At 68.4% G+C, this 25,510-nt stretch carries 25 protein-coding genes; 12 read left to right on the forward strand and 13 right to left on the reverse strand.

Annotation, left to right across the window (positions count from 1 at the left end):
* Window positions 1–8 precede the first annotated feature (8 nt).
* A complete protein-coding gene (locus J2848_RS22395) occupies window positions 9–1,205 on the forward strand; it encodes a CaiB/BaiF CoA transferase family protein (RefSeq protein ID WP_246193982.1) in 1,197 nt (398 codons plus the stop codon).
* 35 nt (window positions 1,206–1,240) lie between these two features.
* On the forward strand, window positions 1,241–2,587 hold the full coding sequence (locus tag J2848_RS22400) for an MmgE/PrpD family protein (protein ID WP_149232613.1): 1,347 nt from the start codon (window positions 1,241–1,243) through the stop codon (window positions 2,585–2,587).
* A 71-nt stretch (window positions 2,588–2,658) separates the two neighbouring features.
* Here the strand turns inward: J2848_RS22400 and J2848_RS22405 are convergent, their stop codons facing one another.
* A complete protein-coding gene (locus J2848_RS22405) occupies window positions 2,659–2,958 on the reverse strand; it encodes a hypothetical protein (RefSeq protein ID WP_149232612.1) in 300 nt (99 codons plus the stop codon).
* A gap of 112 nt (window positions 2,959–3,070) precedes the next feature.
* Here J2848_RS22405 and J2848_RS22410 point away from each other — a divergent pair, with 112 nt between their 5' ends.
* The 8 genes from J2848_RS22410 (at window position 3,071) to J2848_RS22445 (ending at window position 10,794) form a co-directional block, all read left to right on the forward strand.
* Complete coding sequence (locus J2848_RS22410) at window positions 3,071–4,144, forward strand: tripartite tricarboxylate transporter substrate binding protein (protein ID WP_149232611.1); 1,074 nt, start codon at window positions 3,071–3,073, stop codon at window positions 4,142–4,144.
* Window positions 4,145–4,230: 86 nt separating this feature from the next.
* Window positions 4,231–4,773 carry a tripartite tricarboxylate transporter TctB family protein gene (locus tag J2848_RS22415; protein ID WP_170307102.1) on the forward strand — a complete coding sequence of 181 codons (543 nt, stop codon included), beginning with the start codon at window positions 4,231–4,233 and terminating at the stop codon, window positions 4,771–4,773.
* Window positions 4,774–4,787: 14 nt separating this feature from the next.
* Window positions 4,788–6,287, forward strand: coding sequence for a tripartite tricarboxylate transporter permease (locus J2848_RS22420; protein ID WP_149232609.1), 1,500 nt, complete (start codon window positions 4,788–4,790; stop codon window positions 6,285–6,287).
* A 356-nt stretch (window positions 6,288–6,643) separates the two neighbouring features.
* Window positions 6,644–7,411 carry an SDR family NAD(P)-dependent oxidoreductase gene (locus tag J2848_RS22425; protein ID WP_149232608.1) on the forward strand — a complete coding sequence of 256 codons (768 nt, stop codon included), beginning with the start codon at window positions 6,644–6,646 and terminating at the stop codon, window positions 7,409–7,411.
* Between the two features lie 21 nt (window positions 7,412–7,432).
* Window positions 7,433–8,629: an acyl-CoA dehydrogenase family protein gene (locus J2848_RS22430; protein WP_149232607.1), complete on the forward strand. Its 1,197-nt coding sequence runs from the start codon at window positions 7,433–7,435 to the stop codon at window positions 8,627–8,629.
* Window positions 8,626–9,672: a phosphotransferase family protein gene (locus tag J2848_RS22435; RefSeq protein ID WP_149232606.1), complete on the forward strand. Its 1,047-nt coding sequence runs from the start codon at window positions 8,626–8,628 to the stop codon at window positions 9,670–9,672. Before J2848_RS22430 ends, J2848_RS22435 begins: the two co-directional genes overlap by 4 nt.
* Window positions 9,673–9,685: 13 nt before the next feature.
* A complete protein-coding gene (locus J2848_RS22440) occupies window positions 9,686–10,084 on the forward strand; it encodes a DUF6285 domain-containing protein (protein ID WP_149232605.1) in 399 nt (132 codons plus the stop codon).
* Window positions 10,081–10,794 carry a histidine phosphatase family protein gene (locus J2848_RS22445; RefSeq protein ID WP_149232604.1) on the forward strand — a complete coding sequence of 238 codons (714 nt, stop codon included), beginning with the start codon at window positions 10,081–10,083 and terminating at the stop codon, window positions 10,792–10,794. Before J2848_RS22440 ends, J2848_RS22445 begins: the two co-directional genes overlap by 4 nt.
* Window positions 10,795–10,882: 88 nt before the next feature.
* Here J2848_RS22445 and J2848_RS22450 read toward each other — a convergent pair whose 3' ends face one another.
* The 7 genes from J2848_RS22450 to J2848_RS22480 are packed head-to-tail and all read right to left on the reverse strand — an operon-like array spanning window position 10,883 to window position 19,584.
* A complete protein-coding gene (locus J2848_RS22450) occupies window positions 10,883–12,028 on the reverse strand; it encodes a M24 family metallopeptidase (protein WP_211103203.1) in 1,146 nt (381 codons plus the stop codon).
* On the reverse strand, window positions 12,025–13,251 hold the full coding sequence (locus tag J2848_RS22455; RefSeq protein ID WP_149232603.1) for a M20 family metallopeptidase: 1,227 nt from the start codon (window positions 13,249–13,251) through the stop codon (window positions 12,025–12,027). Before J2848_RS22455 ends, J2848_RS22450 begins: the two co-directional genes overlap by 4 nt.
* A gap of 18 nt (window positions 13,252–13,269) precedes the next feature.
* Window positions 13,270–14,856, reverse strand: coding sequence for an ATP-binding cassette domain-containing protein (locus tag J2848_RS22460; protein WP_149232602.1), 1,587 nt, complete (start codon window positions 14,854–14,856; stop codon window positions 13,270–13,272).
* Window positions 14,853–15,683, reverse strand: coding sequence for an ABC transporter permease (locus J2848_RS22465; protein WP_149232601.1), 831 nt, complete (start codon window positions 15,681–15,683; stop codon window positions 14,853–14,855). The genes J2848_RS22460 and J2848_RS22465 overlap by 4 nt, the downstream gene beginning before the upstream one ends.
* Window positions 15,676–16,623: an ABC transporter permease gene (locus tag J2848_RS22470; RefSeq protein ID WP_149232600.1), complete on the reverse strand. Its 948-nt coding sequence runs from the start codon at window positions 16,621–16,623 to the stop codon at window positions 15,676–15,678. The genes J2848_RS22465 and J2848_RS22470 overlap by 8 nt, the downstream gene beginning before the upstream one ends.
* Window positions 16,624–16,627: 4 nt before the next feature.
* Window positions 16,628–18,214, reverse strand: a complete 1,587-nt coding sequence (locus J2848_RS22475; protein WP_149232599.1) for an ABC transporter substrate-binding protein — start codon at window positions 18,212–18,214, stop codon at window positions 16,628–16,630.
* On the reverse strand, window positions 18,211–19,584 hold the full coding sequence (locus J2848_RS22480) for a M20 family metallopeptidase (protein ID WP_149232598.1): 1,374 nt from the start codon (window positions 19,582–19,584) through the stop codon (window positions 18,211–18,213). The genes J2848_RS22475 and J2848_RS22480 overlap by 4 nt, the downstream gene beginning before the upstream one ends.
* A 125-nt stretch (window positions 19,585–19,709) precedes the next feature.
* Here J2848_RS22480 and J2848_RS22485 point away from each other — a divergent pair, with 125 nt between their 5' ends.
* Complete coding sequence (locus tag J2848_RS22485; RefSeq protein ID WP_149232597.1) at window positions 19,710–20,438, forward strand: GntR family transcriptional regulator; 729 nt, start codon at window positions 19,710–19,712, stop codon at window positions 20,436–20,438.
* 25 nt (window positions 20,439–20,463) lie between these two features.
* On the opposite strand, the gene J2848_RS22490 is transcribed toward J2848_RS22485, so the two are convergent.
* On the reverse strand, window positions 20,464–21,225 hold the full coding sequence (locus tag J2848_RS22490) for an SDR family oxidoreductase (protein WP_149232596.1): 762 nt from the start codon (window positions 21,223–21,225) through the stop codon (window positions 20,464–20,466).
* A 43-nt stretch (window positions 21,226–21,268) separates the two neighbouring features.
* The gene (locus tag J2848_RS22495) at window positions 21,269–22,474 is read right to left on the reverse strand and encodes an MFS transporter (protein ID WP_211103202.1); all 1,206 of its coding nucleotides are present in this window, start codon (window positions 22,472–22,474) and stop codon (window positions 21,269–21,271) included.
* 148 nt (window positions 22,475–22,622) lie between these two features.
* Between J2848_RS22495 and J2848_RS22500 the strand changes: the two genes are divergently transcribed.
* Complete coding sequence (locus tag J2848_RS22500; RefSeq protein WP_149232594.1) at window positions 22,623–23,507, forward strand: LysR substrate-binding domain-containing protein; 885 nt, start codon at window positions 22,623–22,625, stop codon at window positions 23,505–23,507.
* Window positions 23,508–23,527: 20 nt separating this feature from the next.
* On the opposite strand, the gene J2848_RS22505 is transcribed toward J2848_RS22500, so the two are convergent.
* From J2848_RS22505 to J2848_RS22515, 3 genes are all read right to left on the reverse strand, one after another.
* Complete coding sequence (locus tag J2848_RS22505; protein WP_149232593.1) at window positions 23,528–23,962, reverse strand: hypothetical protein; 435 nt, start codon at window positions 23,960–23,962, stop codon at window positions 23,528–23,530.
* A gap of 8 nt (window positions 23,963–23,970) precedes the next feature.
* Complete coding sequence (locus tag J2848_RS22510; protein ID WP_149232592.1) at window positions 23,971–24,720, reverse strand: DUF6683 family protein; 750 nt, start codon at window positions 24,718–24,720, stop codon at window positions 23,971–23,973.
* A gap of 123 nt (window positions 24,721–24,843) precedes the next feature.
* Window positions 24,844–25,506, reverse strand: a complete 663-nt coding sequence (locus J2848_RS22515; RefSeq protein ID WP_246193981.1) for a TetR/AcrR family transcriptional regulator — start codon at window positions 25,504–25,506, stop codon at window positions 24,844–24,846.
* Between the last annotated feature and the right edge of the window lie 4 nt (window positions 25,507–25,510).

Here is a 25,510-nt window from a genome sequence, read left to right on the forward strand (position 1 = left end):
AAACTCCGGTGACGAGGGCATTGCACGGGCTGCGCATCATCGACACGACGCATGTGCTGGCCGGTCCCTTCGCGAGTTATCAGCTCGCGGTGCTGGGGGCGGAGGTGATCAAGGTCGAAGCGCCGGACGATCCCGACCAGTCGCGATTGCAGGGATCGGACCGCGCTCTCGACGCCGTTGGGCTGGGCACCGCCTATCTGGCCCAGGGCTCCGGCAAGGCGAGCCTCGCGCTCGACCTCAAGACCGTGGCCGGGCGTGCCATCCTCAAACGCCTGATCGAAACGGCGGACGTCTTCGTCGAGAACTACCGTCCGGGTGCTTTCGAGGCGCTCGGGCTGGGATACGACGATCTGTCCCGGCTCAATCCCGGCCTGATCTATTGCTCCATTTCCGGTTTCGGACAGACGGGTCCACGCCGCGAACAGACGGCCTATGACGGCGTTATCCAAGCCTATTCCGGCATGATGGCGATGACTGGAACACCCGAAAGTGGTCCGCTGAAATGCGGAGCGCCGGTCGTCGACTACGCCACCGGTACCACGGCGGCCTTCGCCATCGCCGCCGCCTTGTTCCAGCGCGAACGGAACGGCGGGCGGGGCCAGCACGTCGACGTGTCGATGCACGATGTCGCCCTGATGCTGTGCAGCCCCTATGTCACCGGCTATCTGTGGAACGGCAGCCCGCCGAAACCGAAAGGCAACCAGTATCCCTTCGCCACCGTCGGCTGCTACGAGGCGTCCGATGGCCCGATCATGGTAAGCGCGTCGAACCTGCGCCAGCAGGAGCGGCTGTGGCGGGCGCTCGGCCGCGCCGACCTGATCAAACACGAGAATGGTGAACGTCTCGACGCTTGTGCGGAGGAACGGGCAGTGCTCGCGGACATCTTCCGCACCCGGACGGCGGCGGAGTGGGAGGGTTTCCTGACCGAGAACCGCATCCCGGCCGCCCGTGTTCGCCGGCTGGAGGAGGCGCTGGAGGATGGGCAGGCGGCGGCCCGCGGTCTGCTGCACCGCCATGAGGCGCCGGGCAGCGCACTCGACGGGCTGACGGTGCCGATGGCCGGCTTCACCATGTCCGGCAGCCCGCCTGCCCTGACCATGCCGCCGCAGCCGGTGGGCGCGCAGAGCGCGGCCATCCTGCAAGGGTTGGGGTATACGGACGAGGACATCGCGCGCTTGCGCCGCAACGGGGTGATCAACGGATAAAATCGACGCCGGTATCGGAAAAGAGGGGAAGCCCGATGGACGCAGTACGGGAACTGGCCGCGATCGCGGCGGACTGGCGGCGCCGGCCGTTGGAGGCGGATGTCGAATGGGCGGCGCGGCGCGCGGTGCTGGACTGGTTCGCCACCACGCTTCCAGGCTGCGTGCAGCCGCCGGCGACGCTGCTGGCCGGTGCGCTGGCATCGCAGCGGGGGACGGGGCGCGCCTGGTGCTATGTGGATGGCCGGCCTGGAACTGTCCGGCACGCCGCACTGATCAACGCCGTGGCCAGCCACACGGTCGAATTCGACGATATTTTCCGCGACGGCGGCTATCATCCCGGCAGCCCGACGGTCGCCGCGGCCCTGGCGCTGGCCCAGGATCGCGGACTTCCGCTGGAGACCTTCCACCGAGCCCTGATCGCCGGCTACGAGGTCGGCTGCCGGGTCTCGCTGGCGATCCAGCCGAGCCACTATGCCTACTGGCATACGACGGCGACGGTGGGCACCATCGGTGCCGCGGTGGCGGGCGCGGTGCTGCTGGACTGCGATGAAGCGGCCATCGGCCATGCCATCGGCCTCGCCTCCAGCTTCGCCGGCGGTCACCAGCAGAATCTCCAGGGCGAAGGCATGGCCAAGGCCATGCATCCCGGCCACGCCGCCGATGCGGGTTTGCTGGCGGCCTTCGCGGCGGCGGCCGGGGTGACCGCCGCCGCCGGCGCGCTCGACGGTGCCAGGGGCTATGCGGCGGCGACGAGTGCATCCGCCGGCGACTGGGACGCGGCGCTGGAGGGGGTCGGGCAATGGACGCCGATTACCCGCACGACGGTCAAGAACCACGGTTGTTGCGGCCACATCTTCCCGGCGTTGGACGGGATGCGGGCGATCATGGAGGAGGAGGCGCTGTCCCCCGATGCCGTCGCATCGATCATGGTCGAGGGCTATGCCGCCACGGCACAGATGTGCGACCGGCCGGCGCCGGTCTCATCCCAGGACGCCCGCTTCAGCCTGCAATACTGCCTCGCCGCACAGATGCTGACCGGTGCGGTCCGTCTGGCGGCCTTTGAACCGAACATGCTGGTGCGGGCGGATATCCGTGCCCTGATGCAGAGGATCGTCGTCACGGAGGCGCCCGACCTGTCCGCGGCCTATCCCCGCCGGCGAATGGCCCGGATTGCGGTGCGGCTGCGCGACGGCCGGGAGATTAACCACACGCAGCTTGTCCGCAAAGGCGATCCGGAAGCCCCGCTCACCGACGAGGAGATCCTGCGCAAGTACCAGGAATTGGCGGGAAGCGTGCTCGATCCCGAAGAGTCGGGGAGGCTCAAGGGTGTCGTCATGACCGGTGGGACGCTGCCCGGACCAATCGGTTTTGCCGGAGTGTAACCGGTTCCATCGGCGCCAGCACCTTTCTTCAATTCCATCAGATGGAATCAGCGGGGTGCAGATATGATTGGTCATGCGTATACTCCACCCTCAACGGTATCCAACAAAATCCGGGAGGCAACGATGACCTTCATGCTTGCAGAGCTTTTAAGACCAAAGTGGCGCGGACGCTTGCGCCGATGATGGAAACGCATTCCGGGCAGCTGGAGGGTGGCAGGCAGGTTTCCCTGCACCGGGCTGTCGGGCAGCGTTGGATCGCCATCGACCTCCGCTTCGAAATGTCGACGACGACGAACACGTCCTGCTCCTAGGCTTCGATCGGCTCCGAGGACTTGCGCGGCGGCCAGACGCTTGGACGTGATGCGGAGCATCCGCAAATCAGCAGCCCGACCCCAGACCTTGCGGAAGCAACGGCGATGCCGGAAGCCATCCTTTCATGCCCGGGGCGGGAGTTTGCAGCAAAGCCACATGAAGGAAACAGAGATGCCGCACAATCAGAATCCCGGCCAAAACCACGGCCAGAATCTCGGCGTGGAACCTCCGGCGACCGGCACCGCCAGAGCCGCGCACGGTTCCTGGTTTCCCTGGTTGCGGACCCTGACGGCAGCGACGCTTCTGGCCGTCGTTCCGGCCATCGCGCCGGTCCTGCCGGCATCGGCCGCCTATCCCGACAAAGTCGTCACCATCGTGGTGCCGTTCGCGCCCGGCGGCGGCACGGACACGGTGACGCGCATTCTGGCCGAACAGATGTCGAAGGATCTGGGGCAGCCGGTGATCGTCGACAACCGTCCCGGCGCCGGTACCATCATCGGCACCAACATCGTCGCCAACAGCGCGCCGGACGGATACATGCTGCTGATGGCGTCCTTCGCCCACGCGGTCAATCCCTTCCTGAACGCGAAACTGCCCTTCGACACCGAAAAGGCCTTTGCTCCGGTGGGTCTGGTGGCGAAATCCTACAACATCGCCGTCGTCAACACGTCGTCCCAGTTCAAGACGCTGTCCGACCTGATCGCCTACGCCAAGGCCCATCCAGGCGAGTTGAATTTCGGGTCCTTCGGCAATGGAACTTCAGCTCACCTGTCTGCGGAGCTGTTCAATCATCTGGCCGGCACCAGGATCGTCCATGTTCCGTACAAGGGGGCTGCTCCGGCGGTCACCGATCTGTTGGCCGGCCAGGTTCAGGTCGTCTTCTCCAGCGTGGCGAGCGTGTCGGGCCACATCGGCTCCGGAAGCCTTCGCCCTCTGGCGGTAACGTCCGCTCAGCGGTCGAAGGCCTTCCCGGACCTGCCGACAGTCGCGGAGTCCGGTGTCCCCGGTTACGTTTCCGACGCCTGGTACGGAGTCTACGCGCCGGCGGGAACACCGGCCGCGGTGATCGACCGGCTCAACGCGTCGCTGAACAAGGCGATCCAATCCGATGCCTTCAAGAAACTGGAGACGGTCGAGGGGCTGGTCATTACGCCCGGTACGCCCCAGGACTTCGCGGCTTATGTCCACGGCGAAGCCGCCCGTTGGCGCGACGTCGTCAAGTCCCAGAACATCAAGCTGAACTGAGGGGCGCGGGCGGGGCAGGGGGCGAACTGACGCGTCCTGCCGCGGCCGAACGAACAGCGCCTGAAAATGAAGCAATGGAGGATAGCATGGCCTCGTCCCTTGAAAATCCCCGGGACGTGCTTGGCGGGATGCTGATGGCAGGGATCGGCGGCGCTTTCCTGTGGCTGGGCGGCGATCTGGATCCGGGCAGCGCCCTGCGCATGGGGGCGGGCTACTTCCCCCGGATCCTCGGCACGATCATGGTCGCTTTGGGATCAGTCATCGCGCTGCTGGCGATGCGTCAACCGTCCGCCGGGTGGGTATTGGGGCAGACGCCGTGGCGGGGCGTGATCCTGGTGCTCGGCTCCCTGCTGTCGTTCGGGGGGGCCGTGCGCGGCGTCGGTCTGCTGCCGGTCGTCACCGTCGTGGTGTTCGCCGCCGCCTGGGCCAGCCGGTACGCCAGGCTGCGCAGCGCGCTTCCGCTGTCGGCCGGTCTGGCCGCGGTCTGCGCCTTTCTGTTCATCCACCTGCTGGGTCTGCCGCTGCCGCTGATCGGACCGTGGCTGACGGCCGGATACTGGTCGGCCGCCGATCCGGCCGTTTCGACCCTGGCCGTTTCGGCCTCGGCCTTTTCCACCATCGCGCGCTGACGGGGGCATCCACGATGGAGCTTTTCAGCAATCTGGGTCTGGGGTTCGCCACGGCTCTCAGTCCGTTCAACCTTCTTTACTGCTTCATGGGCGTGTTCCTGGGGACCGCCATCGGCGTTCTGCCCGGTTTGGGGCCGGTCGCCACCATCGCCATGCTGCTGCCGCTGACCTTCGGTCTGGACCCGGTATCATCCCTGATCATGCTGGCGGGTATCTATTATGGGGCGCAGTATGGCGGTTCCACCACGGCGGTGCTGATCAATCTGCCCGGCGAAAGCTCCAGCGTGGTGACGGCCATCGACGGCTATGAGATGGCGAAGCGGGGAAGGGCGGGGGCGGCTCTGGCCAGCGCGGCCCTCGGCTCCTTCTTCGCGGGCACCGTGGCGACGGTGCTGATCGCGGTGGCGGCGCCGCCCTTGGCGATGCTTGCCCTGCAATTCGGTCCGGCGGAGTATTTCTCCCTGATGGTGCTGGGGCTGGTCGCTTCGGTGGCGTTGGCAAGCGGATCGTTGCTCAAGGCCTTCGCCATGATCTTCCTCGGGCTGCTGCTGGGACTGATCGGCACCGATGTGGAAAGCGGCGCGCAGCGCTTCACCATGGATTTGCCGGAACTGGCCGACGGCTTGAACTTCGTCGCGGTCAGCATGGGCCTCTTCGGCATCGGCGAAATCCTGCGCAACCTGGGACACGAACACAGCCGCAGTCTTCAGGTGAAGAGCGTCAGCGGACTGATGCTGACCCGTGACGATCTGAAGCGCATCGTCGGTCCGGTGCTGCGTGGAACCGGATTGGGATCCCTTTTGGGAATTCTGCCCGGCGGAGGGGCCATGCTGTCGTCCTTCGCCGCCTACACGCTCGAAAAGCGGATTTCGCCGAACGGCGCACAGTTCGGCAAGGGAGCCATCGAGGGCGTCGCCGCTCCGGAATCGGCGAACAATGCGGGTGCGCAGACCTCCTTCATCCCGATGCTGACGCTGGGCATCCCCAGCAACCCGGTGATGGCGTTGATGATCGGTGCAATGATCATCCAGGGCATCACCCCCGGCCCCAATGTCGTCACCAAGGAACCGACGCTGTTCTGGGGAATGATCGCGTCCATGTGGGTCGGCAATCTGATGCTGGTGCTGCTCAACCTGCCCCTGGTCGGGTTGTGGGTGCGGATGCTGAAGATCCCCTATCATCTGCTGTTCCCCGCCATCATCGCCTTCTGCTGCATCGGCGCCTTCAGCGCGGGCAACAGCACCTTCGACGTCTTCGTCATGGCGCTGTTCGGGGCCTTCGGCTACTGCCTCATCAAGCTGGATTTCGAACCGGCACCGCTGCTGCTCGGCTTCGTGCTGGGGCCGATGCTGGAAGAGAATCTGCGCCGGGCGATGCTTCTCAGCCGTGGCAGCCCTTCGGTATTCGTCACCCATCCCTTGAGCCTCGCGCTTCTGACGTGCGCGGTGGCGCTGCTGATCGTCGTGGTGTTGCCGGGCATCCGCGCCAAGCGGGAGGAAGCGTTCAGCGAATGACCGGCCCCATTCAGTGGAGACGATGATGACGATCACGGATTTGATGGTTCCGTTCCTCCACTGATCGCCAGGGCGTGGCCCGCCAAGGCAAGTCCAGCGCATCCTCGAACACCTGCACGGAGATGCAGCCGAAGGCCGGCGGGCCAGTCTTGGTCAGGGAGGTCTGGTTGGGGTCCTGTCAGTTGTCCGCCGACAGCGTCGGCCCCGTCACGTAGCGGCCGTCCCATCGTTTGCGATGCCGATCGTTCTTGCATAGGATGGCTGTCGGAGATATAAAGCGAGCGCTCGCTCGTTTTTAGGGGCGCTGTTCAGCGCGTGTCCACCCGCCGCAAGCGATCCCGACCAGGGGAGGAAGCATGAGCGTCACCATCGACCTGACCGGCAGGACGGTGCTGGTCACCGGCGCGTCGAGCGGCCTCGGCCGTCATTTCGCCGGTGTCCTGGCGAAGGCGGGCGCCCGCGTGGCGCTGGCCGCCCGGCGGACCGACGCGTTGGCCGAAACCCGCGCCGCCATCGAAGCGGCCGGCGGCAGCGCCGCCGTCGTCGCCATGGACGTCACCGATCCCGCCTCCGTCGCCACCGCGGTGGCAGAGGCGTGGGGGGCGCTGGGCCGCCTCGACATCCTCGTCAACAATGCCGGCGTCACCGCCACGCGCCCCTTCCTCGACATGGGCGAGGAGGAGTGGGAGCGGGTGATCGACACCAACCTGACCGGCTGCGCCCGGGTGGCGCGCGCGGTGGCCCAGCGCATGCGCGACGACAAGCGGGGCGGGGCCATTGTCAACATCGCCTCCATCCTCGGCCTGCGGGTCGCGGGCCAGGTCTCGTCCTATGTCGCCGCCAAGGGCGGGCTGGTACATCTGACCAAGGCGATGGCGCTGGAACTGGCCCGCCATGACATCCGGGTCAACGCGCTCTGCCCCGGCTATGTCGAGACCGAGCTGAACGCCGACTTCTTTTCCAGCGAGGCCGGCAAGGCGTTGGTCAAGCGCATCCCGCAGCGCCGGCTCGGCCGGCTGGCCGATCTCGACGGCCCGCTGCTTCTGCTGGCGTCGGATGCCGGCGCCTACATGACCGGGTCGGTGCTGGCCGTCGATGGCGGCCATCTGGTCTCCTCGCTGTAAGTAACGATCAGGAGCGGTTCCATGGACTTCACCCTTCCCGCGGAGCTGGAAGACTATCGCCGCCGCGTCCGCGCCTTCGTCGAGGACGAGATCCTGCCGGTCGAGGCCGACCGCGCCAATTGGGACGAGCACGAGAACATCGCCGAAGCGCCGCTGGAAGCCTTGCGCGCCAAGGCGAAGGCGGCCGGCCTGTGGACCCTGCAGCTGCCGAAGGAGGCCGGCGGCCAGGGCCTGCCGATGGTCGGCGTCGCCGCCTGTTACGAGGAGATGAACCGCTCGATCTTCGGGCCGGTCTGCTTCAACGCCGCCGCCCCGGACGACGGCAACATGCGGCTCCTGAGCATGGTCGGCACCCCGGCGCAGAAGGAGCGCTGGCTCGCCCCCATCGTCGCGGGGCGGGTGCGCAGCGCCTTCGCCATGACCGAACCGCATCCGGGCGGCGGCTCCGACCCGTCGATGATGAAGACGAAGGCCGAGCGCAAGGGCGACCGCTGGGTGATCACCGGACGCAAATGGTTCATCACCGGGGCCGGCGTCGCCCAGCATTTCATCCTGATGGCGCGCACGTCGGACGATCCGCGCAAGGGCCTGACCGCCTTCCTGTTCGACAAGGACCAGCCCGGCTGGCGGATTGAGCGCCGCATCCCGATCATGGGGCCGGAGGAGCATGGCGGCCATTGCGAACTGATCTTCGACGGTCTGGAGATCGCCGACGAGAATGTGCTGATGAAGGTCGGCGACGGGCTGAAGGCGACGCAGATCCGGCTCGGGCCGGCGCGGCTGACCCACTGCATGCGCTGGACCGGCCTCGCCAAGCGCTGCCTGGAGATTGCCAGCGCTTACGTGAAGGAACGCGAGAGCTTCGGCATGCCGCTGGCCGAGCATGAAGGCGTGCAGTGGATGCTGGGCGAGACGGCGATGCAGATCGAGATCGGCAGACTGCTGACCATGAAGGCGGCGCACGCGCTGGACAGCGGCAGCTTCGCCCGCAAGGAGGTGTCGATGGCCAAGGTCCAGGTCGCCGACACGCTGTTCAAAGCGGCGGACACGGCGATCCAGCTCTGCGGCGCGCGCGGTTATTCCAAGGACACGGTGCTGGAATGGATCTACCGGTACGCCCGTCAGGCCAAGCTGGTCGACGGCGCGTCGGAGGTCCACAAGATGGTGCTGAGCCGCAGCTACCTTGCCGAGGGCGACGATTTCTGGAGCTGGCAATGAGCGGCGCTCCCGAATTGGAGCCTGTCCGGAAAACGGCGCTGGAGTTCTGGCTGGCCGGGCAGGCCGGGGCGCGATCGGTCGCCGTCATCGACGAGGGGCGGCTCGGCGGCGGCGCCATCTCGCTCAACCTCGCGGTGACGCTGGAGATCGACGGCGGGCCGCTGTCCGGCCGCCATGCCTGCGTGCTGCGCACCGGCTCAGCGTCGGGCGTGTCGGCCAGCCTGGGCAAGGTGGAGGAGGCCGCCGTCCTGCGCGCCGTTTTCGCCGCCGGCGCCACCGTGCCGCAACCGCTGTTCGTCGGCGCCGATCCGGCGATGCTGGGCGCCCCCTTCTACATCATGCGGCGGGCATCCGGCATCGCCGCCGGCTTCCGCATCGTCAAGAGCGAGGAGCCGCAGCGCGCTCTGGCTCGCGAACTCGGCCGGCAGCTTGGCCTGATCCATCGGGTGCGGCCGGGTGCGAAAGGGTTGGGGTTCCTGGCGCTGCCCGAACCGGCGGCGGCCTTGCAGGCGACGGCCGATTTCCGTCGCTGGGCCGGGCGCCATGCCGCCAGCGATCCGGTGCTGGCCTATGGCCTGCGCTGGCTGGAGCGGAACGCGCCGCCGCCCGGCGATCTGGTGCTGTGCCATCGCGACTACCGCACCGGCAACTACATGGTTGACGATGCCATCGGGGGCGGCCGGCTGACCGCAGTCATCGACTGGGAGTTCGCGGGCTGGTCCGACCCGATGGAGGATCTGGGCTGGTTCTGCGCCGCCTGCTGGCGCTTCGGCCGCAACGACCGCGAGGCCGGCGGCATCGCCGACCGTGCCGACCTCTATGCCGGCTACGAGGAAACCGCCGGACGGCGGGTGGACCCGAAGGCCGTCGCCTATTGGGAGGCCGCCGCCTGCATGCGCTGGGCGGTGATCGCCATCCAGCAGGCGGACCGCCACCTCTCCGGCACCGAGCCGTCGCTGGAACTGGCGCTGACCGGCCGGATGCTGCCGGACATCGAAATGGACCTCCTGCGCCACCTCGACGGCGTCGGAGCATCCCTATGATCGGAGATGGGGCATGATCAACGACGATCCCGGTGCCCGCGATCTGGTCGCCATCGCTCTGCACAGCTTCCGCGAGGCGATCCTGCCGGTGGTGCCGGCCGAGCAGCGCTTCACCGCACTGATGATCGCCAATGCGCTGGGGACTGCCGAGCGGGAACTGACCGCCGGCACCCGGGCCGAGCCGGCTCTGGCCGCCGCGGTCGGCGGCCTGCTGGGCGAGGACGGCGACCTTCCGACCCTGCTGCCGCGGCTCTGCGCCGCCATCGGCGCCGGTCGCTTCGACGCGCCCGACCGGCAGACGGCCTTGCGGGCGGTGCTGAAGGACATCACGCGGGCAAGGCTGGCGGTGAGCAACCCCAAACGGTTGGCCGCCGAAGGGCAGGGGGACGAGCGGCGGGGGGACGGCCGATGAGCCTGCTCCCGCCCTTGGAAGGAACGGCGGCCCGCCGGCGCCTCTATCTGCTGCGCCACGGCCATGTCGCCTATTACGACGAAGCCGGCAAGCCGCTGAACCCGAAGCTGGCGGCCCTGACCGGGCGCGGGCGGGAGGAGGCGCGCACCGCCGGCGCCCTGCTGGCGGCGGTGCCGCTGGACCGCGTGCTGTGTTCCGGCCTCGCCCGTACGCGGCAGACGGCCGAACTGGTCGCCGCGCCGCATGGCCTGGCGGTGGAGGACCACCCCGACTTCCTGGAAATCCGCGCCGGCCGGCTGTCGGAGGTGCCGAAGGAACGCCGCGAGGCCGCGTATGTCTACGGCTTTGAAACGGCGACGGAAGACGGCCGCTTTGCCGGTGGTGACGGCTTCGCCGCCGTGCGCGACCGGGTGGTGTCCGCCTTCGAGGCGCTGGTGCGGCAGCCGGGCTGGACCCATCTGGCGCTGGTCGCCCATGACGGCGTGAACCGCATGCTGCTGTCCTGGGCCTGCGGCGCCGGCCTGTCGGCCCTGTCTGCTTTCGAGCAGGATTACGGGTGCCTCAACATCATCGATGTCGATGTGGCGGATGGTCGGCTGGTCCGGCGCCTGATCCGCGCGATGAATGTGACGCCCGGCAATCCTGCCAAGCTCGGCCTGCACCGTAGCAGCCTGGAGGAGGCCTTCGGCCCCCTGCTGGATCTGGACTGAACCGCCGTTCGTATACGCGTGATGCTCTTGCTATTCGGTGGAGTTCAGCGGCGTGATCTTGCCCCACCAAACCGGGGCAAGATCGGTTTCATGCGCCGTGCATCGGCCGGCGCGGGCAGGCCGTCAGCCGGCGCGGCCCGCTGTCGGTCACCAGAACGGTCTCGCTCACGGCGACGCCGCGTGCCGACGCGTACATGTGGAACACCTGACCCGGTTCCAGAACGAAGCCGGCGGCGGGATGGAAGGACTGAGAGAAGTCGCTCGGCCGTGGCGTGCGGGCGTAGAGGCCCATGGCATAGCCGGTCACGTTGCCGTAATCGGCCCGCAGCCCGGCGGCCAGTACCGCCGTCCGCAACAGCGCATCGACATCGCGCGCCAGGGCCCCCGGCTGCATGGCGGCGATCTGCCGGTCCTGAAGCGCCTCCAGACGGCTGAAGGTCTCCGCCGCTCCGGCCGGCGGGTCTCCGACGAAGACCGGCCGCATCAGCCGGGCACCGTAGTTGCCGACCCGCGGCGTCAGCTCGACATGCAGGATGTCGCCCGGTGTCAGCGTCCGGTCGAGGCCGCTGCCGTGCAGGAAATCGACATGGCCCCCGCTTCCGTGGCCGCCCGACACCAGAATCGGCCCCGGCCCGCCATCGTCGGCGCCGAGCCGGAGCTGCGCCGCCGCCGCCATCGCCGCCACCTCCCGTACTGTTTGGCCGGGATGGACATGGCCTTCCAGCCCCAGCATGCAGCGGTCGGCGATGGCTGCCGCCGCCGCAATGGCGTCGATCTCGTCGGCGAACTTGCAGGCGCGCAGACGGTCGCTCAATCCCGGCAGCGGAACGAAGCAGGCGGCAGGGAGCAATCCGGCAAGGCGCTGTGCGGTGGCGACGGTGTGGCCGTAGGACAGCGGGTCGACGCCGATCCTGGCGCCGGCGAGACTGCGTGCGGCGAGCGCATCGGCTACCGCGCCATGCGGGTCCTCGTGGTCGTCGAAGGTCGCCACGTCGTCGAACCACACCCCGGCGCGACAGGGGCCGGCGTCGATGGAGCGCAGGACGAAGCAAGGGCCGCCCTTCATCGGCACGATGACGGCGCGGTAGAGCGTTTCCGACACGGTGTAGCCGCTGATCCAGGCGATCAATTCGGCATGGTCGGCCAGGAAGGCATCGCAGCCCCCGGCCGCCATCGCTTCGCGCAGCCGGGCCATCCGCGGCGCGAAGCGTGCTGCGGACGAGCCGGCTTTCATCCGGAGATCTCCGGGCCGCAAATCTCCAGGATGGTCAGCATGTAGACGCGGATCATGTCGAGATAGTCGTCGATGTCGACCCGCTCGTCCGGCATGGTGTTGTAGCGGCCGCCGGGGCCGCAGACGACGCCCTCCATGCCGCCGGCATGCTGGAGATGGCCGGCGTCGGTGCCGTAGAAGCCGGGCGGGGTGATGGCGCCGGTCGGCTGGTCGGTGCCGCGCACCGCGCGGTAGGCGCGGTTCACCGCCTGGACGATGGCGCTGTCCTTCGCCACCTCGAAGGTCGGCATGGTCGGGGTGCCGCCGCGGTCCTCGGAAAAGACGCTGGCCTTCAGGCCGGGGAAGCGCACCTCCAGCGCGTCCAGCTCGCGCCGCAGGTCGGCCAGCGCCCCGTCCTCGCTCTGGCCGGTGGCGTAGCGGGCCGAACCCTTGATCCGCACGAAGTCGGCGACCTGCGGCGAGCGCCACTCGTGCAGCTCCTTGCCCAACGCGCCGTGGACGACGCCGACATGGACGCGGTTGATCGTCGCGTGCTCCGGCGACTTGGCGCCGGACAGGGAGAGCGCATTCAGCCGTGGGATCAGGTCGCAGGCGGCGGAGATGGCGTCGACCGCCTCCTCGCGCTTGGACAGGTGGCGGGTGTCGCCGACCAGCTCGATGACGAAGCTCAGCGCCGCCGCGTGCATCGTCATCGCCTGCAGGTCGGTCGGCTCGCTGTTGATGAAGCAGTCGGCGCGCAGCCCTTGCTCCATCAGCGCCAGCGTGCCGACACCGCCCTGAAGCTCGCCCACCACATAGGTCAGGATGACGTCGCCGCGCAGCTTCACCCCGGCGTCCATCAGGGTCTTGACCGCGCAGAAATAGGCGGCGTCGCCCGCCTTCATGTTGGAGCAGCCGATGCCGTAGATGAACTTGTCGTCGATCTTGCCGCCCCAGGGATCGACGGTCCAGCCCTCGGTCACCGGGTTGGTGTCGATGTGGCCGTTGAACAACAGGCTTTTGCCGCCGCCGGTGCCGCGCCAGCGGCCGACGGCGTTGACCCGCCCGCCGGGCACCGGCGTCAATTCTGCCTCCAGCCCCAGCGCCGACATGGAGGCGGCCATGAAGCGGGCCAGTTCGCGCTCGCCCTCGGTCTGGCTGTAGCTTTTGTGCTGGACCATGCGGGCCAGGAAGGCGAGGGCGGCATCGGTGTCGAGCCGGGCGAGAATCTCTGCGGTGTCCATGGGGGAGATCCTAAAGGGTCAGCCGACCGGGGTCGGCGAGGCGGCCATCAGGTCGCGCGTGTAGGGGTGGACATGGTCGGCGTCGACCGCGTCGATGGGCAGCAGGTCGACCAGTTCGCCCCGGCGCATCACGGCGATGCGGTGGGCGATCTGGCGGATCAGGTTGATGTCGTGGGTGATGAAGAGATAGGCGGCCCCGGTCTCGGCTCGCAGCGCCAGCAGCAGCTCAATGATCGAGGCCTGGACCGAGACGTCGAGCGGGGCGGTGATCTCGTCGCAGATGACCAGCGACGGCTTGGCGGCGAAGGCGCGGGCGATGGCGACGCGCTGCTTCTCGCCGCCGGAGAGCTGGTGCGGCCAGCGCGTGGCGTAGGCGGCCGGCAGGCGCACCTGTTCCAGCAGCCGGCCGATCTCGCCACTCAAATTGGCCGGGCCGGTGCCGAACAGTTTCAGCGGGCGCGACAGGATCTCGCCCACCGTCTGGCGCGGGTTCAACGAGCCGTCGGGGTGCTGGAAGACGATCTGCACCGCGCGGCGATAAGCGCCGTCCATGTCGCGGGCCGAGCCAATCGGCCGGCCGTCGAAGCGGATGCCGCCGGAGAAGTCGGCCAGCCCGGTCAGCGCCCGTGCGATGGAGGATTTGCCGGAGCCGGACTCGCCGACGATGCCCAGGATCTCGCCGGCCCTGATGTCGAAGCCGACCGCGTGGGTCGCCGGCGGCGGGGGAGGGCGGAACAGGCGCGGCCGGGCATAGCGGACCGAGACCGCCTCGGCGGCGAGCAGGACGCGGTCCCCCGGCCGGTCGTGGACCAGCCGGTTTTCCGGGCGCGGTACCGCCGCCACCAGCTTGCGGGTTTCCTCGTGGGCGGGGCGGGCGAAGATCGAGGCGGCCGGCGCCTCCTCCACCAGCCGGCCCTTCTTCATCACCGCCACCCGGTCGGCGACGCGCGAGACCAGGGCGAGGTCGTGCGAGATGTAGAGCGCCGCCACCCCGGTCTCGGCGCGCAGCCGGGCGAAGAGGTCGAGGATGCGGGCGCCGGTGATGACGTCGAGCGCCGTGGTCGGCTCGTCGAAGACGATCAGTTCCGGCCGGCAGCCGAAGGCGGTGGCGATGAGGATGCGCTGCTTCTCGCCGCCCGAGATCTCGTGCGGATAGCGCCGCATCAGCGCGTCCGGATCGCGCAGCTCGACATGGCCCAGCAGCTCCAGCGCCAGATCCCAGGCGGCACGCCGGGTCAGGCCGCGGTTGTTGACCAGCGTCTCCGTCACCTGCCGGCCGACGGTCAGCGTCGGGTTCAGCGCGGTCGACGGATCCTGGAACACCATGCCGATGCGCCGTCCCCGGATGCGGGTCAGTTCGCGCGGCGGCAGGCCGCGCAGGTCGGTATCGCCGAGCCGGATGCTGCCCGACAGCTCGCGGGCGTTCTTCGGCAGGTGCCGCATGATCGCCCAGGCCAGCGTGCTCTTGCCCGAGCCGGATTCGCCGACCAGCCCCAGCACCTCGCCGGGCGCGATGTCGAGGCTGATGTCCTGGAGGACGCGCAAGGGGCGGCTGCCGGTGAGGTAATCCAGCGTGTAGTCGCGCAGGGAAAGGACTGCGGTCATCGTTCGTCCCGCGGGTTCATGGCGTCGCGCAGCCCGTCGCCGAGCAGGTTGAAGGCGATGGCGGTCGTCGCGATGGCCAGCGACGGCGCGATGATCATCCAGGGCGCCTGATGGACGTACTGGCGCGCCTCCGCCACCATCAGGCCCCATTCGGAGGCCGGCGGCTGGGCGCCGAGGCCGAGGAAGCTGAGGGTGGCGAACAGCATCACCGCGAAGGAGACGCGGATCGTCGCCTCGATCACCACCGGGGCCATCACGTTGGGCAGCATCTCGCGGAAGACGATCCAGGACGCGCTCTCGCCGCGCACCGTGGCCGACTTGACATAGTCCTGACCGCGGACGGTGAGGGCCACCGCGCGGGTGACGCGCGCCATGCCGGGCGCGAAGGTGACGGCGATGGCGAGCATCGCGTTGCCGGCGCCGTTGCCGAGCGTGCTGACCAGCAGCAGGGCGAGCAGCAGGCCGGGGACCGCCATCACCGCGTCGATGGTGCGCATGATCGCCTCGTCCCAGCGCCCGCCGAGATAGGCCGACGCGGTGCCGACCACCGCCCCGGCGACGGTGCCGAGCAGGGTGGCGGCCAGCGCCATCGGCAGGGTGGAACGGGCGCCGACCAGCAGACGGCTCAGCACGTCGCGGCCGAACTGGTCGGCGCCGAACCAGTTCTGGGCGCCGAGCGGGCGGAAGCGGCCGAGGAAGTCCATCTTCTCCGGATCGTGGGGCGCCAGCCAGGGGCCGAACAGGCAGGCGGCGGCCAGCACCGCCAGCAGGATCAGGCTGATGGCGCCTTGTGGCGTGCGCATCAGGCGGCGCAGCAGGTCAGTCATAGCGGATCCTCTTGTCGAGGACGGCGTAGGCGACGTCGGCCAGCGTGTTGGCGACGGCGTAGGTCGCCGACATGATGAGGGCACCGGCCTGGATCGAGGGCAGGTCGCGGGCGGTGACCGCCACCATCAGCTGCCGGCCGATGCCGGGAATGGCGAAGATCTCCTCGATGACGATGATGCCGCCCAGCAGATAGCCGACATCCAGCGCCACGATGGTGACCACCGGCAGCAGCGCGTTGCGCAGGGCGTGGCGGACCAGCACCGTGCGCTCCGGCAGCCCCTTCAGCCGGGCGGCGCGGATATAGTCGCTGTGCAGCACGTCGAGCGTCTCCGACCGCACCATGCGGGCGACATGCGCCACCAGGATCAGCGAGGCGGTCAGCACCGGCAGCGCCAGATGCCGAACCGCCCCGCCGAAATCCTCCAGCGGCGAGACGTAGCCGGTGGCCGGCAGCCATTGCAGCGTGTCGGCCAGCAGCATGGCGAGCAGCGTCGCGGTGACGAATTCCGGGAAGGAGACCCCGAGATAGGAGATCAGCCCGGTCGCCATGTCGGCGAGCTTGCCCTGGCGCACCGCCGCCACCATGCCCAGCGGCACGGCGATCACCAGCATGACCAGGATGGCGGCGACGGCCAGCAGCAGCGAGCGGCCGAGCGCCGTCAGCATCTCCGGCCCCACCGGCTGGCCGGTGCGCATCGACAGGCCGAAATCGCCGGTCGCGGCATGGCCGACCCAGCGCAGATACTGCCACCAGATCGGGTCGCCGAGGCCGAGGCGCTCGCGGATCGCGTTCAGCGCCTCGGTGGTGGCGTTCTCGCCCAGCAGGGTGACGGCGGCGTCGGCCGGCAGCGCCTGGGTGATGCCGAAGACCAGCACCGACACGATGAAGACCGTGTAGAGGATCAGCGCCAGCCGCCGCAGGAGCCAGGACGCGCTCACGACCTCAACCCCGCTTATCAGCGCGGCTTGGGGGCGCCGCCGCCCCGAGCGAGACGAAGTCGAGGCGGAACACCGACCCGCGCGGGTGCAGGTCGTAGCCCTCGATATAGTCGCGCCGCGCCGCCAGCAGATCGAAGAAGACGGGGATGACCGACGGCACCTCGTCATGCATCAGCTGCTGGGCCTTGGCGTAGAGGGCGGCGCGCTCGGCCTCGTCGGTCTTGGCCCGCGCCTCGGCGACCAGGGCGTCGAAGTCCTTGTTGTTCCAGCGCGTCTCGTTCCAGGCGGCGTCGGAGGTGTAGAGCAGCGAGAAGACCGCGTCGGCGGTCGCCTGCATGTTGTAGAAGCCGACGTAGAAATTGCCCTTCTTCCACACCTGATCCAGGTAGGTGGCGTGCGGCATGGTCTGCACCTGGATGCGGAAGCCGGCGGGCTTTGCCATCTCGCGGATGGCGACTGCCAGTTCGGTGCGGGTGCCCGGCTTGTCCGACGCGATCATGGTCAGGTCGACGCCGTTCGGGTAGCCGGCCTCGGCCAGCAGCTTCTTCGCCTGGGCGAGGTCGGCCTTGCGCAGCGGCTGCTCGCGGTAGAAGCGGTAGGCCGGGCTGATCGGCGTGTCGTTGCCGGGGGTGCCGTAGCCGCCGGCGACGAAGCCCACCATCGCCTCGCGGTCGATGGACAGCGCCAGCGCCTTGCGGACGCGCGGGTCGGAGAAGGGCTTCTGGTCGCAGCCCATGTTGACGTTCAGGAACTGGCCCGACGGCACGCGCAACGCCTTGACGCCGGAGGCCTTCTCCAGCCGCTGGTATTCGCCGGGGGCGGTGCCCAGCATCAGGTCGATGTCGCCGGAGATCAGCGCCGAGGCTTCGGCGGTGCGGTCGGGGTAGACCAGCACCTCGACCCGGTCGAGATAGGGGCGCGCCGGGTCGTAATAGGCGGGGTTGCGCTCCACCACGATCTTGCGGTCGGGTTCGAAGGAGACCAGCTTGAACGGGCCGGTGCCGACCGCGCTGCGCGACAGGCTGTCGAGGTCGGTCTCGATCACCTTGGCCGGGACGATGCGGGCGTTGGTGTAGGCCAGTGCCACCGGCAGGTCGGCATAGGGCGAGGTCAGGCGGAACAGCACGGTCCGCTCGCTCTTCGCCACCACCTCCTTGATCGGGCCGACATTGGTGCGGCCCGGCGAGGCGGTCTTGGGGTCGAGGATGGCGGTGAAGGTGGCGACCACGTCGGCGGCGGTGCAGGGCGAGCCGTCATGGAAGGTCAACCCCTGCCGCAGGACGAAGGTCCATTCGGTCAGCGTCTGGTCGGGCGCCCAGGATTCGGCGAGGTCCGGCTCCACCTTCATGCCGGCGGCCAACCGCGTCAGGCCGGAATAGAGCAGCTCGGCCACCAGATATTCCGGGTTCACGCGGGTGCGCAGCGGGTGGATGACACTGGCGGCCTGATCGACCGAGATGCGCAGCACGCCGCCGCGGCGCGCGGCGCTCTGCTGCGCGAAGGCCGGCGAAGTACCTGACAGGCCGAAGGTGGGCAGGGCGCCGAGGCCGGCAGTCCCGGCGAGGAAGAGGCGGCGGGTCACGGAACTCATCGGTCGGACTCCTTCTGCGGGCCGCGGCCTGGGGTCGGCACGGCGTTCGGATCGGTCTTTTCGGGGATCAGTTCGGGGGCGAAGCCGGCGGCCAGATAGGCCAGCACGCTCTGCGCCAATGCGACGATGTCGGCGACGGTGGTGTGTTCGTCGGGGGAATGGACGTTGCTCTCTGGCCGGCCGAGTCCGGTCAGCAGCACCTCCTGCATGCCGGTGCGCTGGACCCAGCCGAAGTCGGAGCAGCTCGCCGCCCCCCAGGCGCGGAACTCGTCCGGGCGGTAGCCGAAGCCGGCCGACAGCGCCGCCTGCCAGCGCGGCCAATGCGGCCCGGTCGGATCGCCGGTCGGGGCGAGGTGGCCGACCAGCTGGATGTCCACCGCGATGCCGGGGCTGCCTGCCATCGCACGGGAAACGGCCGTTTCGATCTCGGCTCGTGCCTCCTCATAATCCTCTTCCGGCGCATAGCGGCGGCAGACCAGGATCTCGAACAGTGAGGGGACCTGCCCGCCGCAGATGCCGCCACGGGCGGCGGCGATGTCGAGCCGGGCGGCCAGCGGCCCCGACGCGGTCGGCGGCGGGGGCAGGGCCGAGGTCCGTCGCGCCACCACCGGCTTGAGGTCGGTCAAGGCCCGGAGCAGCGGCAGCGCCGCCTCGATGGCATTGACGCCGGAGCCGGAGCGGTTGCCCTCGCCGGCATGGACGGTGTGGCCGTGCAGCCGGATCAGCAGGTTGAACAGGCCGAAGCAGCCCGACCAGATGCGTGGTGCGGCGCTGCCGTTGAAGTTCAGGACATGGCCCTTCAGCAGCCCCTGCTCGGCGAGATGGCGCACGCCGGGATAAAGCCCGCCCTCCTCGTCGGTGCAGAACAGCAGCATCGGGTCGTAGGCGAGCGGCAGGCCGCAGGCCCCGGCGGCGCGCAGAGCCAGCAGCACGGCGGCGATCGTACCCTTCATGTCGGCGGCGCCCAGCCCGTAGAGCCGGTCGCCTTCGCGGGTCAGGCGGAGCGGGTCCTTGTCCCAGCCGGGAGCGGCGGGCACGGTGTCGACATGGAAATACAGGCCGAGAACGGGCTTGCCCGTCTCCCGTTCGCCGATGAGATTGGTGCGCCGGCCGGACGCCGGCCCGCCGGGCACCCGCCACAGGGCGTCGGGGACGATGACCCGGCTGGAGCGGAAGCCCAGCGGGGCGATCAGTTCATCCATCAGGTCGGCGAAGGCATCGTAGCCGGCACCGGGAGGAAAGGACGTGTCGACAGCAATCATGCGGGCGAGATCGGCCACGGCGGCTTCCGCCGACCGCGCGATCCAGGCCATCGCCGCATCAAGGGAGGCGTCACCGGTGGGCTGGTCGCTGCCGTGCCGATTGTCCATGACTCGCTCGCCATTTTCTATATTCTATAAAGAAATGTGACCGGCGCACAAATCTTTGTCAATCATCAAGATTCCAGCAATTTCCGGCTATTTTTGAGGCAGCAGTGAACAAAAAGACGGCGAACATGGCGAGCGACCTGCCGATTCCACTCTACGAGCACGTCAAGCGCCGCATGGCGGAAGCCATTCTGCTGGGTGAATGGCCGCCCGGCATGGTGCTGCCGGGCGAGGTCGCGCTGGCCGCCGATTACGGGGTCGCCGTGGGAACGATGCGCCGTGCGCTGGCCGACCTGACCGCGGATGGCATGCTGATGCGCCGGCGCAAGACCGGGACGGTGGTCACCGGGCGCACGCCGCAGCACAGCCTGCGTTTCTTCTTCCAGTATTACCGCCTGCATGGCGGCGACGGCCGGCTGCTGTCGTCCGAGGCGGTGGTGACGGATATCTCGCGCAGTCCGGCCACCGCCGCCGAGGCCGCTCTGCTGGGCGAAACCCCGGGGGAGCCGCTGATCCGCATTGCGCGGCTGCGCCGGGTGGAGGGGCGGGCGGTGATGCGCTCCCACATCGCGCTGGTCGCCCGCCGGGTGCCCGATTTCCCGCTGGAACCGTTACTGGTGCCGCAGCGGCTCTACATCCATCTGCTCGACGTCCACGGCATCCGCATTTCCGCGGTGCGGGAGCGGGTTTCGGCCGGGCTCGCCACCGCCGAGGATCGCGCCGACCTCGGTCTTCCGGATCCGACGCCGCTTCTGGTCATCGACGAGGAGGCGTTCGACCAGACCGGAACCCTGACCATCATCAGCCATCACCGCACCCTGACGGACGACCACCGCTATGTGAATGAAGTGCGGTGAGAGTTCCTGGCGCGGCTGCCGTTGCTCACTTGCCGCCGGTGACATCGAGAAAGGTGCCGGTGATGAAGGAAGCCTCGGCGCTTGCCAGCCACAGGATCGCCCGCGCGACCTCTTCCGGCTGGCCGCCTCTTCCCATGGGGATCGTATCCTTGACGCGATCCACCCGCCCCGGCTCCCCGCCGCTGGCATGCATGTCGGTGTAGATGTGCCCGGGCCGGACGCAGTTGACGCGGATGCCGTCCCGCGCGACCTCCCTGGCGAAGCCGATCGTGAATGTTTCGAGAGCGCCCTTGGAGGCGGCATAGTCGACATATTCGTTCGGACTGCCGAGCCGGGCCGCTGCCGACGAGACGTTGATCACCACGCCGCCCCGCCCGTTGTGGCGATGGGACATTCGCTTGGCCGCCTGCTGCGCGCAGAGGATCGGGCCGATCGCGTTGACCGCGAAGATGCGCTGCATCCGCTCGAAGTCGAGATCCTCGGTCCGGGACTGCCGCGCAAGCACCGCGGCGTTGTTGACCAGGACGTCGATCCGGCCGAACTCCTGGTCGATCGCGGCGAACATCTGGACGACCTGAGCCGGATCGGCGCTGTCGGCGCGCACGGCCAAGGCCCGGCGCCCCAGGGCTTCCACGTCCGCCGCCACCGCAAGGGCGGCGGATTCGTCGGCGACGAAGCTGATCGCGACGTCGTAGCCCTGGGCGGCGGCAAGCCTTGCGGTCGCAGCACCCATGCCGCGCCCTCCGCCCGTTATCAGAATCAGCGGCGCCTGAGAGACGGTGGTCATTGGAAGACTCTCCGTGTGGTGGGGGCCATGTGGTGGCTAACGGTCATGCGGAGCGGGAGAAGCCGGGCTTACCATGCGGCTCCGCACCGGAGGCGCTCAGATGTGGCCTCAGCGTCAGGACGAGCGGAACGATCAGGGCGGCGGTCAACGCCGAGGCCAGCACGCCGATCGTCTGGCTGCTGTGATCGGCGATGGCGCCGTAGAGGATCGGTGCCAGGCCGCCGGAACCAATGACACTGGTGTAAAAGACCGCGAAGGCCCGGCCGGTATCGCCGTCGGAAAGCTCCGGCACGGTGCCGTAGAGCACCGAAGAGGTGCCGTTGAGCACGATGCCGAGCAGCGGCAGCAGAATGAGCGTCGGCGTCAGCGACGTGAACAGCGTCGCCGCGATCAGCAAGGCCGTGGCGGCTTCGGTCAGCATGACGCTGCCAACGACACCCAGCCGCTCCCCGAGCAGGCTGCACGTCGCCTTTCCGAACGCACCGCCGATGAACAGCAGGGCCAGCGCCAGTCCGACCGTCGTGGTGTCCCCGCCCTGATCATGGATGAGGAAGGGCAGAAAGAGCAGATAGCCCATGCGGGTCGCCGTATCGAGCGCGCCGATCACCGTCAGAATGCCGAAGCCGCCGCGGCCCTGGCGCTGGCCCATGGCCGCCCCCGTCCCGGCGGTCCTGGCGATGGGGACCGACGGCGCCAGTGGCACCAGGGCGACCGACAGCACGATCCCAAGCACCGCCATCAGCCCCAGCACCGGCTGCCAGCCGAGAACCGGCAACAGCACCGCGACGAGTGCCGGCAACGCGGCTTTCCCAAGATCGCCCGCAAAATTATAGATGCCGAGCGGCTGTCGCGATGCCGCGCCATAACTTGCCGTGACGAGCATCGAGCCGCAGGGGTGCTGGATGCTCGATCCCATACCGGCCACGAAGAGGCCGACGCAGAGACCCGCAAAGCCGAACGGCGAGGCCATGATCAGCAAGCCCGTCGCCGCGAGCACGGTCGACAGGATCAGCGCTGCCCGTGGCGACAGACCGCGCAGCGCGCGGTCGGCCGGGATTTGCAACCCTCCCATCGTCGCGTAATAGAGCGCGCGCACGATGGCAAGCGCGGCATAGGACAGGCCGAACTCCGCCTGCCATACCGGCAGGAAGGCATAGAGACCGTCGGTGTATCCGTCATGCAGCGCATGAGCGAGGCATGCGCTCGTCAGGCTTTTCTTCTTCTCGGTCCACCAGTGTCTCGATTTCATCTTCAATGATTTTCCCGGAGGCGCAACAGGCATTGCCCGGCTGGATTCACTCCGAAGGCATGGTATACGTGTGAGATTTCGGCGACTAGTATGCTTTGTCTCACAGATACCGTTCGTTTTTCTCACGGATCGCCCTCACGGATCGCCCATGCGCCGCCTTCCCCCCTTGAATGCCTTGCGTATCTTCGAGGTCGCGGCCCGGACCGGCAGCTATGCCGAAGCCGGGGCCGAACTCGGCCTCACCCATGGCGCGGTGAGCCGGCAGATCGCGGCACTCGAAAGCTGGCTAGGGCAGAGGCTCTTCGTGAAGGATGGACGCCGCATGGTGGCGACGCCGATGGCGAGAATCTTCGCCGCCGAGGTCGGTCTGTCCTTCGACCGCCTGGCCGTCGCGGCGGAAGCCTGCGGCCGGCCCGACGCGCGCCGCATCCTGCGCGTGAGCGCCCCGACCAGCTTCGCGATGCGCTGGCTGATCCCGCGGCTCAACCGCTACCATGCCGACCATCCGCAGGTCGAAGTCGTGGTCGCGACGGTTTCGACCGTGTTCGAGGAATTGCGCGGCGGCGTCGACGTGGCGATCCGGCGCGGCGTTGCCCGGGAACATGCGTGGCCTCAGCATCGCGTCGTTCCGGTGCTGGACGATGTCGATACGCTGATCATGAGTCCGGCGCTGTTCGCGCAACGGCCGATCCTGAAGCCCGCCGACATCGAGGGACACACGCTGCTTGCAAGCGAAACCCGTGCCGGCGATTGGACGGACTGGCTCGCAGCGGCAGGGCTTCAGCATCTTACCGGACTTCCGCGCCAGATATTCGATCACTTCTTCGTAACGCGTCAGGCGGTGGAGGATGGGCTCGGCATTGGGATCGGCCCGTTGCCCATGCTGGAGATCGACGTCGCCGGCGGAAGGCTGATGACGCCGCTGCCGGAGATCCGGGTTCCGAGGACGGGGTACGTGGCACTGGTTCCCCGTCACGCCGATGCCGGTAATCTGGTTGCCGGCTTCGTCGACTGGCTTGCCGGAGAAGCGTGAGGACCATGGGGATGAGCCGCTCATGCCCCCTGCGATTTCGTCGCGACGACGAGCATGGTGTAGTCGCGACGCTGACCTGCCACAGGCGTATCGATGAGAGCGATGGCGACCAGGGCGCCGTAACGCTTCCAGGCCCGCGCATGGCCCGCGCGAATCCTCTCCGGCAGAGCGGGCTCGGCATCCCAGCCCGCAAGGGCATCCCGATAATGGGCGGTGACGTCCGGCCAGGCTGTCCCGGGGGGCAGCCTGTAGGCCTTGACCTCAATGCGGTCGAACCGGGCCTCCAGAGCGTCGCGGAGTTCCCGGGTGACGTCGTCGAGGCGCTGTTCGTGCGCGCCCGACTCCGTCAACAGCCGCGCTTCGGCCGGGGGAGGGGGCAGAGGAACGTCGGGAGTGCAGGCGGCAGCCAGCAGGATGGAAACGGCGGCCAGGGCCAGGATCCAACTCTTCGGCATCGGGTATCCTAGCCGGCCGGGACGAAGCCGGTTCCGGTCAGTTCCAGCCGCCGCAGGTCGACCCCCATCTCGTTGCGGAAACGGGCCACCGCCGCGTCGCCCAACCGGCGGGCGGTGTCGCGGTCACCGCGCTTCATGGCGTCCATGTAGGCCGCATGCTGGATCAGGAAGTTCAGCATCAGCACTTCGGACAGTTCCTGGCGCTGGGCGTCGTTGAGACGGGCGTATCCTGGGTTGGACGCGATCATCGGGCGGATCTGGTCGCGGACGGCCTGAGCCTGGGCGCGGTTGCTGTCGGCGCCGTTGGCCATCACCCAGTTGAGAATCCAGTAGCCGGCCATGGCGTCGGCGATGTCGCCCGGACGCAGCCCATCACCGCTGACGATCTGCGCCCAGTTGCTCACCGGATCACGCCTGGCCATGGCCTCGGCGATGCGTCGACCGCCCTCCGCACCGGCCTGCCGGCCCATCCAGTCGGCGAATTGGCGGCGCACGCGGGCGCTCACCTCGGGCGATGCGCGGTAGGTCGTGGCGGCCAGCGCCGAGCCGGCAGGAGGTGCCGGCTGTCGTGCAGACCGCGCAGCACCGTCGCGGCCCGAATTGATCGCCGTCTCGACCCTCTGCCTGTTCAGGATGTCGGACATCACGTAGTTGTTCGGGAGCACCGTCGGCATGTCCTGCGCGCATGCGGGCGCGGCCAGGGGCAGGGCAAGCATCAACGCAACGAGCGCCAGGGGGCGGGTGAAGCGCAATGACATGGACCGATGTCCTTTTATGCCCTGCCGTTTGGTGCCTTGCCGCCGCCGAACGGAACGGGCGGAAAGGCGTGGATTGTTCCTTCACCTCCGGCGGTCTTCCAGTCCGCTTAAGTGGTAGACATTTCAGGTCGATGGCGGACCTTCGGTCCGTTGTTCTCGACCATCACGCCGCCCTTGTCCGGACCGGCCGTGCAGGAAGCAGGCAACCGCCTGTCGGGCGACGCTTGCGACGTCTTCCCGCGAGACTGTTTCGTACAGACCCCACAGACATTCCTCGTGCAGTCCGGCTTCGCAGAGAGCCCGGAAATGAGCGGCAGCACCGGGCAGTGCCAGACAGTCCCGATCCGGCGCGTCGCTCCGTTCCGCCAGACGCTGCAGGATGGCCGCGATCTGCCGTTCCGTGCTCTGTATCCCGCGTTTGTAGAAGATGCGGCCGACCTCCGGGAAACGACCGGTTTCAGCCATCACCAGGCGGGTCACGGCAAGCGCGGATGGCGACAGGATCAAGTCCAGATAGGCGCGCGCCGTGTCCTCCAGGACGGCTTCGGGTTCCTTCTCCTCTACAGTCACCGTGGCAAGAGCGGTCCAGGCCAAGATCCCGACCTCCTCGACATACGCTGCGAACAGTGCCGCTTTGGAGGGGAAGTACCGATAGAGCGTACTCTTGGAGCCGCCCACCTCCGCGGCGATGCAGTCCATCGAGGCATCGGCGTAACCTTGCCGAAGAAAGGTCCGGCCGGCGATCGTCAGGATTGCGGTCCGCCGGGTGGAACTACCGACCGGCATGATC

Source organism: Azospirillum lipoferum, from assembly GCF_024170005.1.
Lineage (GTDB): Bacteria > Pseudomonadota > Alphaproteobacteria > Azospirillales > Azospirillaceae > Azospirillum > Azospirillum lipoferum.

Excerpts from the sequence above, each read along its gene's own strand:
- J2848_RS22400 (WP_149232613.1), top strand. The coding sequence starts at position 1,241 with ATGGACGCAGTACGGGAACTGGCCGCGATCGCGGCGGACTGGCGGCGC.
- J2848_RS22405 (WP_149232612.1), bottom strand. The coding sequence starts at position 2,958 with ATGCTCCGCATCACGTCCAAGCGTCTGGCCGCCGCGCAAGTCCTCGGA.
- J2848_RS22410 (WP_149232611.1), top strand. The coding sequence starts at position 3,071 with ATGCCGCACAATCAGAATCCCGGCCAAAACCACGGCCAGAATCTCGGC.
- J2848_RS22415 (WP_170307102.1), top strand. The coding sequence starts at position 4,231 with ATGGCCTCGTCCCTTGAAAATCCCCGGGACGTGCTTGGCGGGATGCTG.
- J2848_RS22420 (WP_149232609.1), top strand. The coding sequence starts at position 4,788 with ATGGAGCTTTTCAGCAATCTGGGTCTGGGGTTCGCCACGGCTCTCAGT.
- J2848_RS22425 (WP_149232608.1), top strand. The coding sequence starts at position 6,644 with ATGAGCGTCACCATCGACCTGACCGGCAGGACGGTGCTGGTCACCGGC.
- J2848_RS22430 (WP_149232607.1), top strand. The coding sequence starts at position 7,433 with ATGGACTTCACCCTTCCCGCGGAGCTGGAAGACTATCGCCGCCGCGTC.
- J2848_RS22435 (WP_149232606.1), top strand. The coding sequence starts at position 8,626 with ATGAGCGGCGCTCCCGAATTGGAGCCTGTCCGGAAAACGGCGCTGGAG.
- J2848_RS22440 (WP_149232605.1), top strand. The coding sequence starts at position 9,686 with ATGATCAACGACGATCCCGGTGCCCGCGATCTGGTCGCCATCGCTCTG.
- J2848_RS22445 (WP_149232604.1), top strand. The coding sequence starts at position 10,081 with ATGAGCCTGCTCCCGCCCTTGGAAGGAACGGCGGCCCGCCGGCGCCTC.
- J2848_RS22450 (WP_211103203.1), bottom strand. The coding sequence starts at position 12,028 with ATGAAAGCCGGCTCGTCCGCAGCACGCTTCGCGCCGCGGATGGCCCGG.
- J2848_RS22455 (WP_149232603.1), bottom strand. The coding sequence starts at position 13,251 with ATGGACACCGCAGAGATTCTCGCCCGGCTCGACACCGATGCCGCCCTC.
- J2848_RS22460 (WP_149232602.1), bottom strand. The coding sequence starts at position 14,856 with ATGACCGCAGTCCTTTCCCTGCGCGACTACACGCTGGATTACCTCACC.
- J2848_RS22465 (WP_149232601.1), bottom strand. The coding sequence starts at position 15,683 with ATGACTGACCTGCTGCGCCGCCTGATGCGCACGCCACAAGGCGCCATC.
- J2848_RS22475 (WP_149232599.1), bottom strand. The coding sequence starts at position 18,214 with ATGAGTTCCGTGACCCGCCGCCTCTTCCTCGCCGGGACTGCCGGCCTC.
- J2848_RS22480 (WP_149232598.1), bottom strand. The coding sequence starts at position 19,584 with ATGGACAATCGGCACGGCAGCGACCAGCCCACCGGTGACGCCTCCCTT.
- J2848_RS22485 (WP_149232597.1), top strand. The coding sequence starts at position 19,710 with ATGGCGAGCGACCTGCCGATTCCACTCTACGAGCACGTCAAGCGCCGC.
- J2848_RS22490 (WP_149232596.1), bottom strand. The coding sequence starts at position 21,225 with ATGACCACCGTCTCTCAGGCGCCGCTGATTCTGATAACGGGCGGAGGG.
- J2848_RS22495 (WP_211103202.1), bottom strand. The coding sequence starts at position 22,474 with ATGAAATCGAGACACTGGTGGACCGAGAAGAAGAAAAGCCTGACGAGC.
- J2848_RS22500 (WP_149232594.1), top strand. The coding sequence starts at position 22,623 with ATGCGCCGCCTTCCCCCCTTGAATGCCTTGCGTATCTTCGAGGTCGCG.
- J2848_RS22505 (WP_149232593.1), bottom strand. The coding sequence starts at position 23,962 with ATGCCGAAGAGTTGGATCCTGGCCCTGGCCGCCGTTTCCATCCTGCTG.
- J2848_RS22510 (WP_149232592.1), bottom strand. The coding sequence starts at position 24,720 with ATGTCATTGCGCTTCACCCGCCCCCTGGCGCTCGTTGCGTTGATGCTT.
- J2848_RS22515 (WP_246193981.1), bottom strand. The coding sequence starts at position 25,506 with ATGCCGGTCGGTAGTTCCACCCGGCGGACCGCAATCCTGACGATCGCC.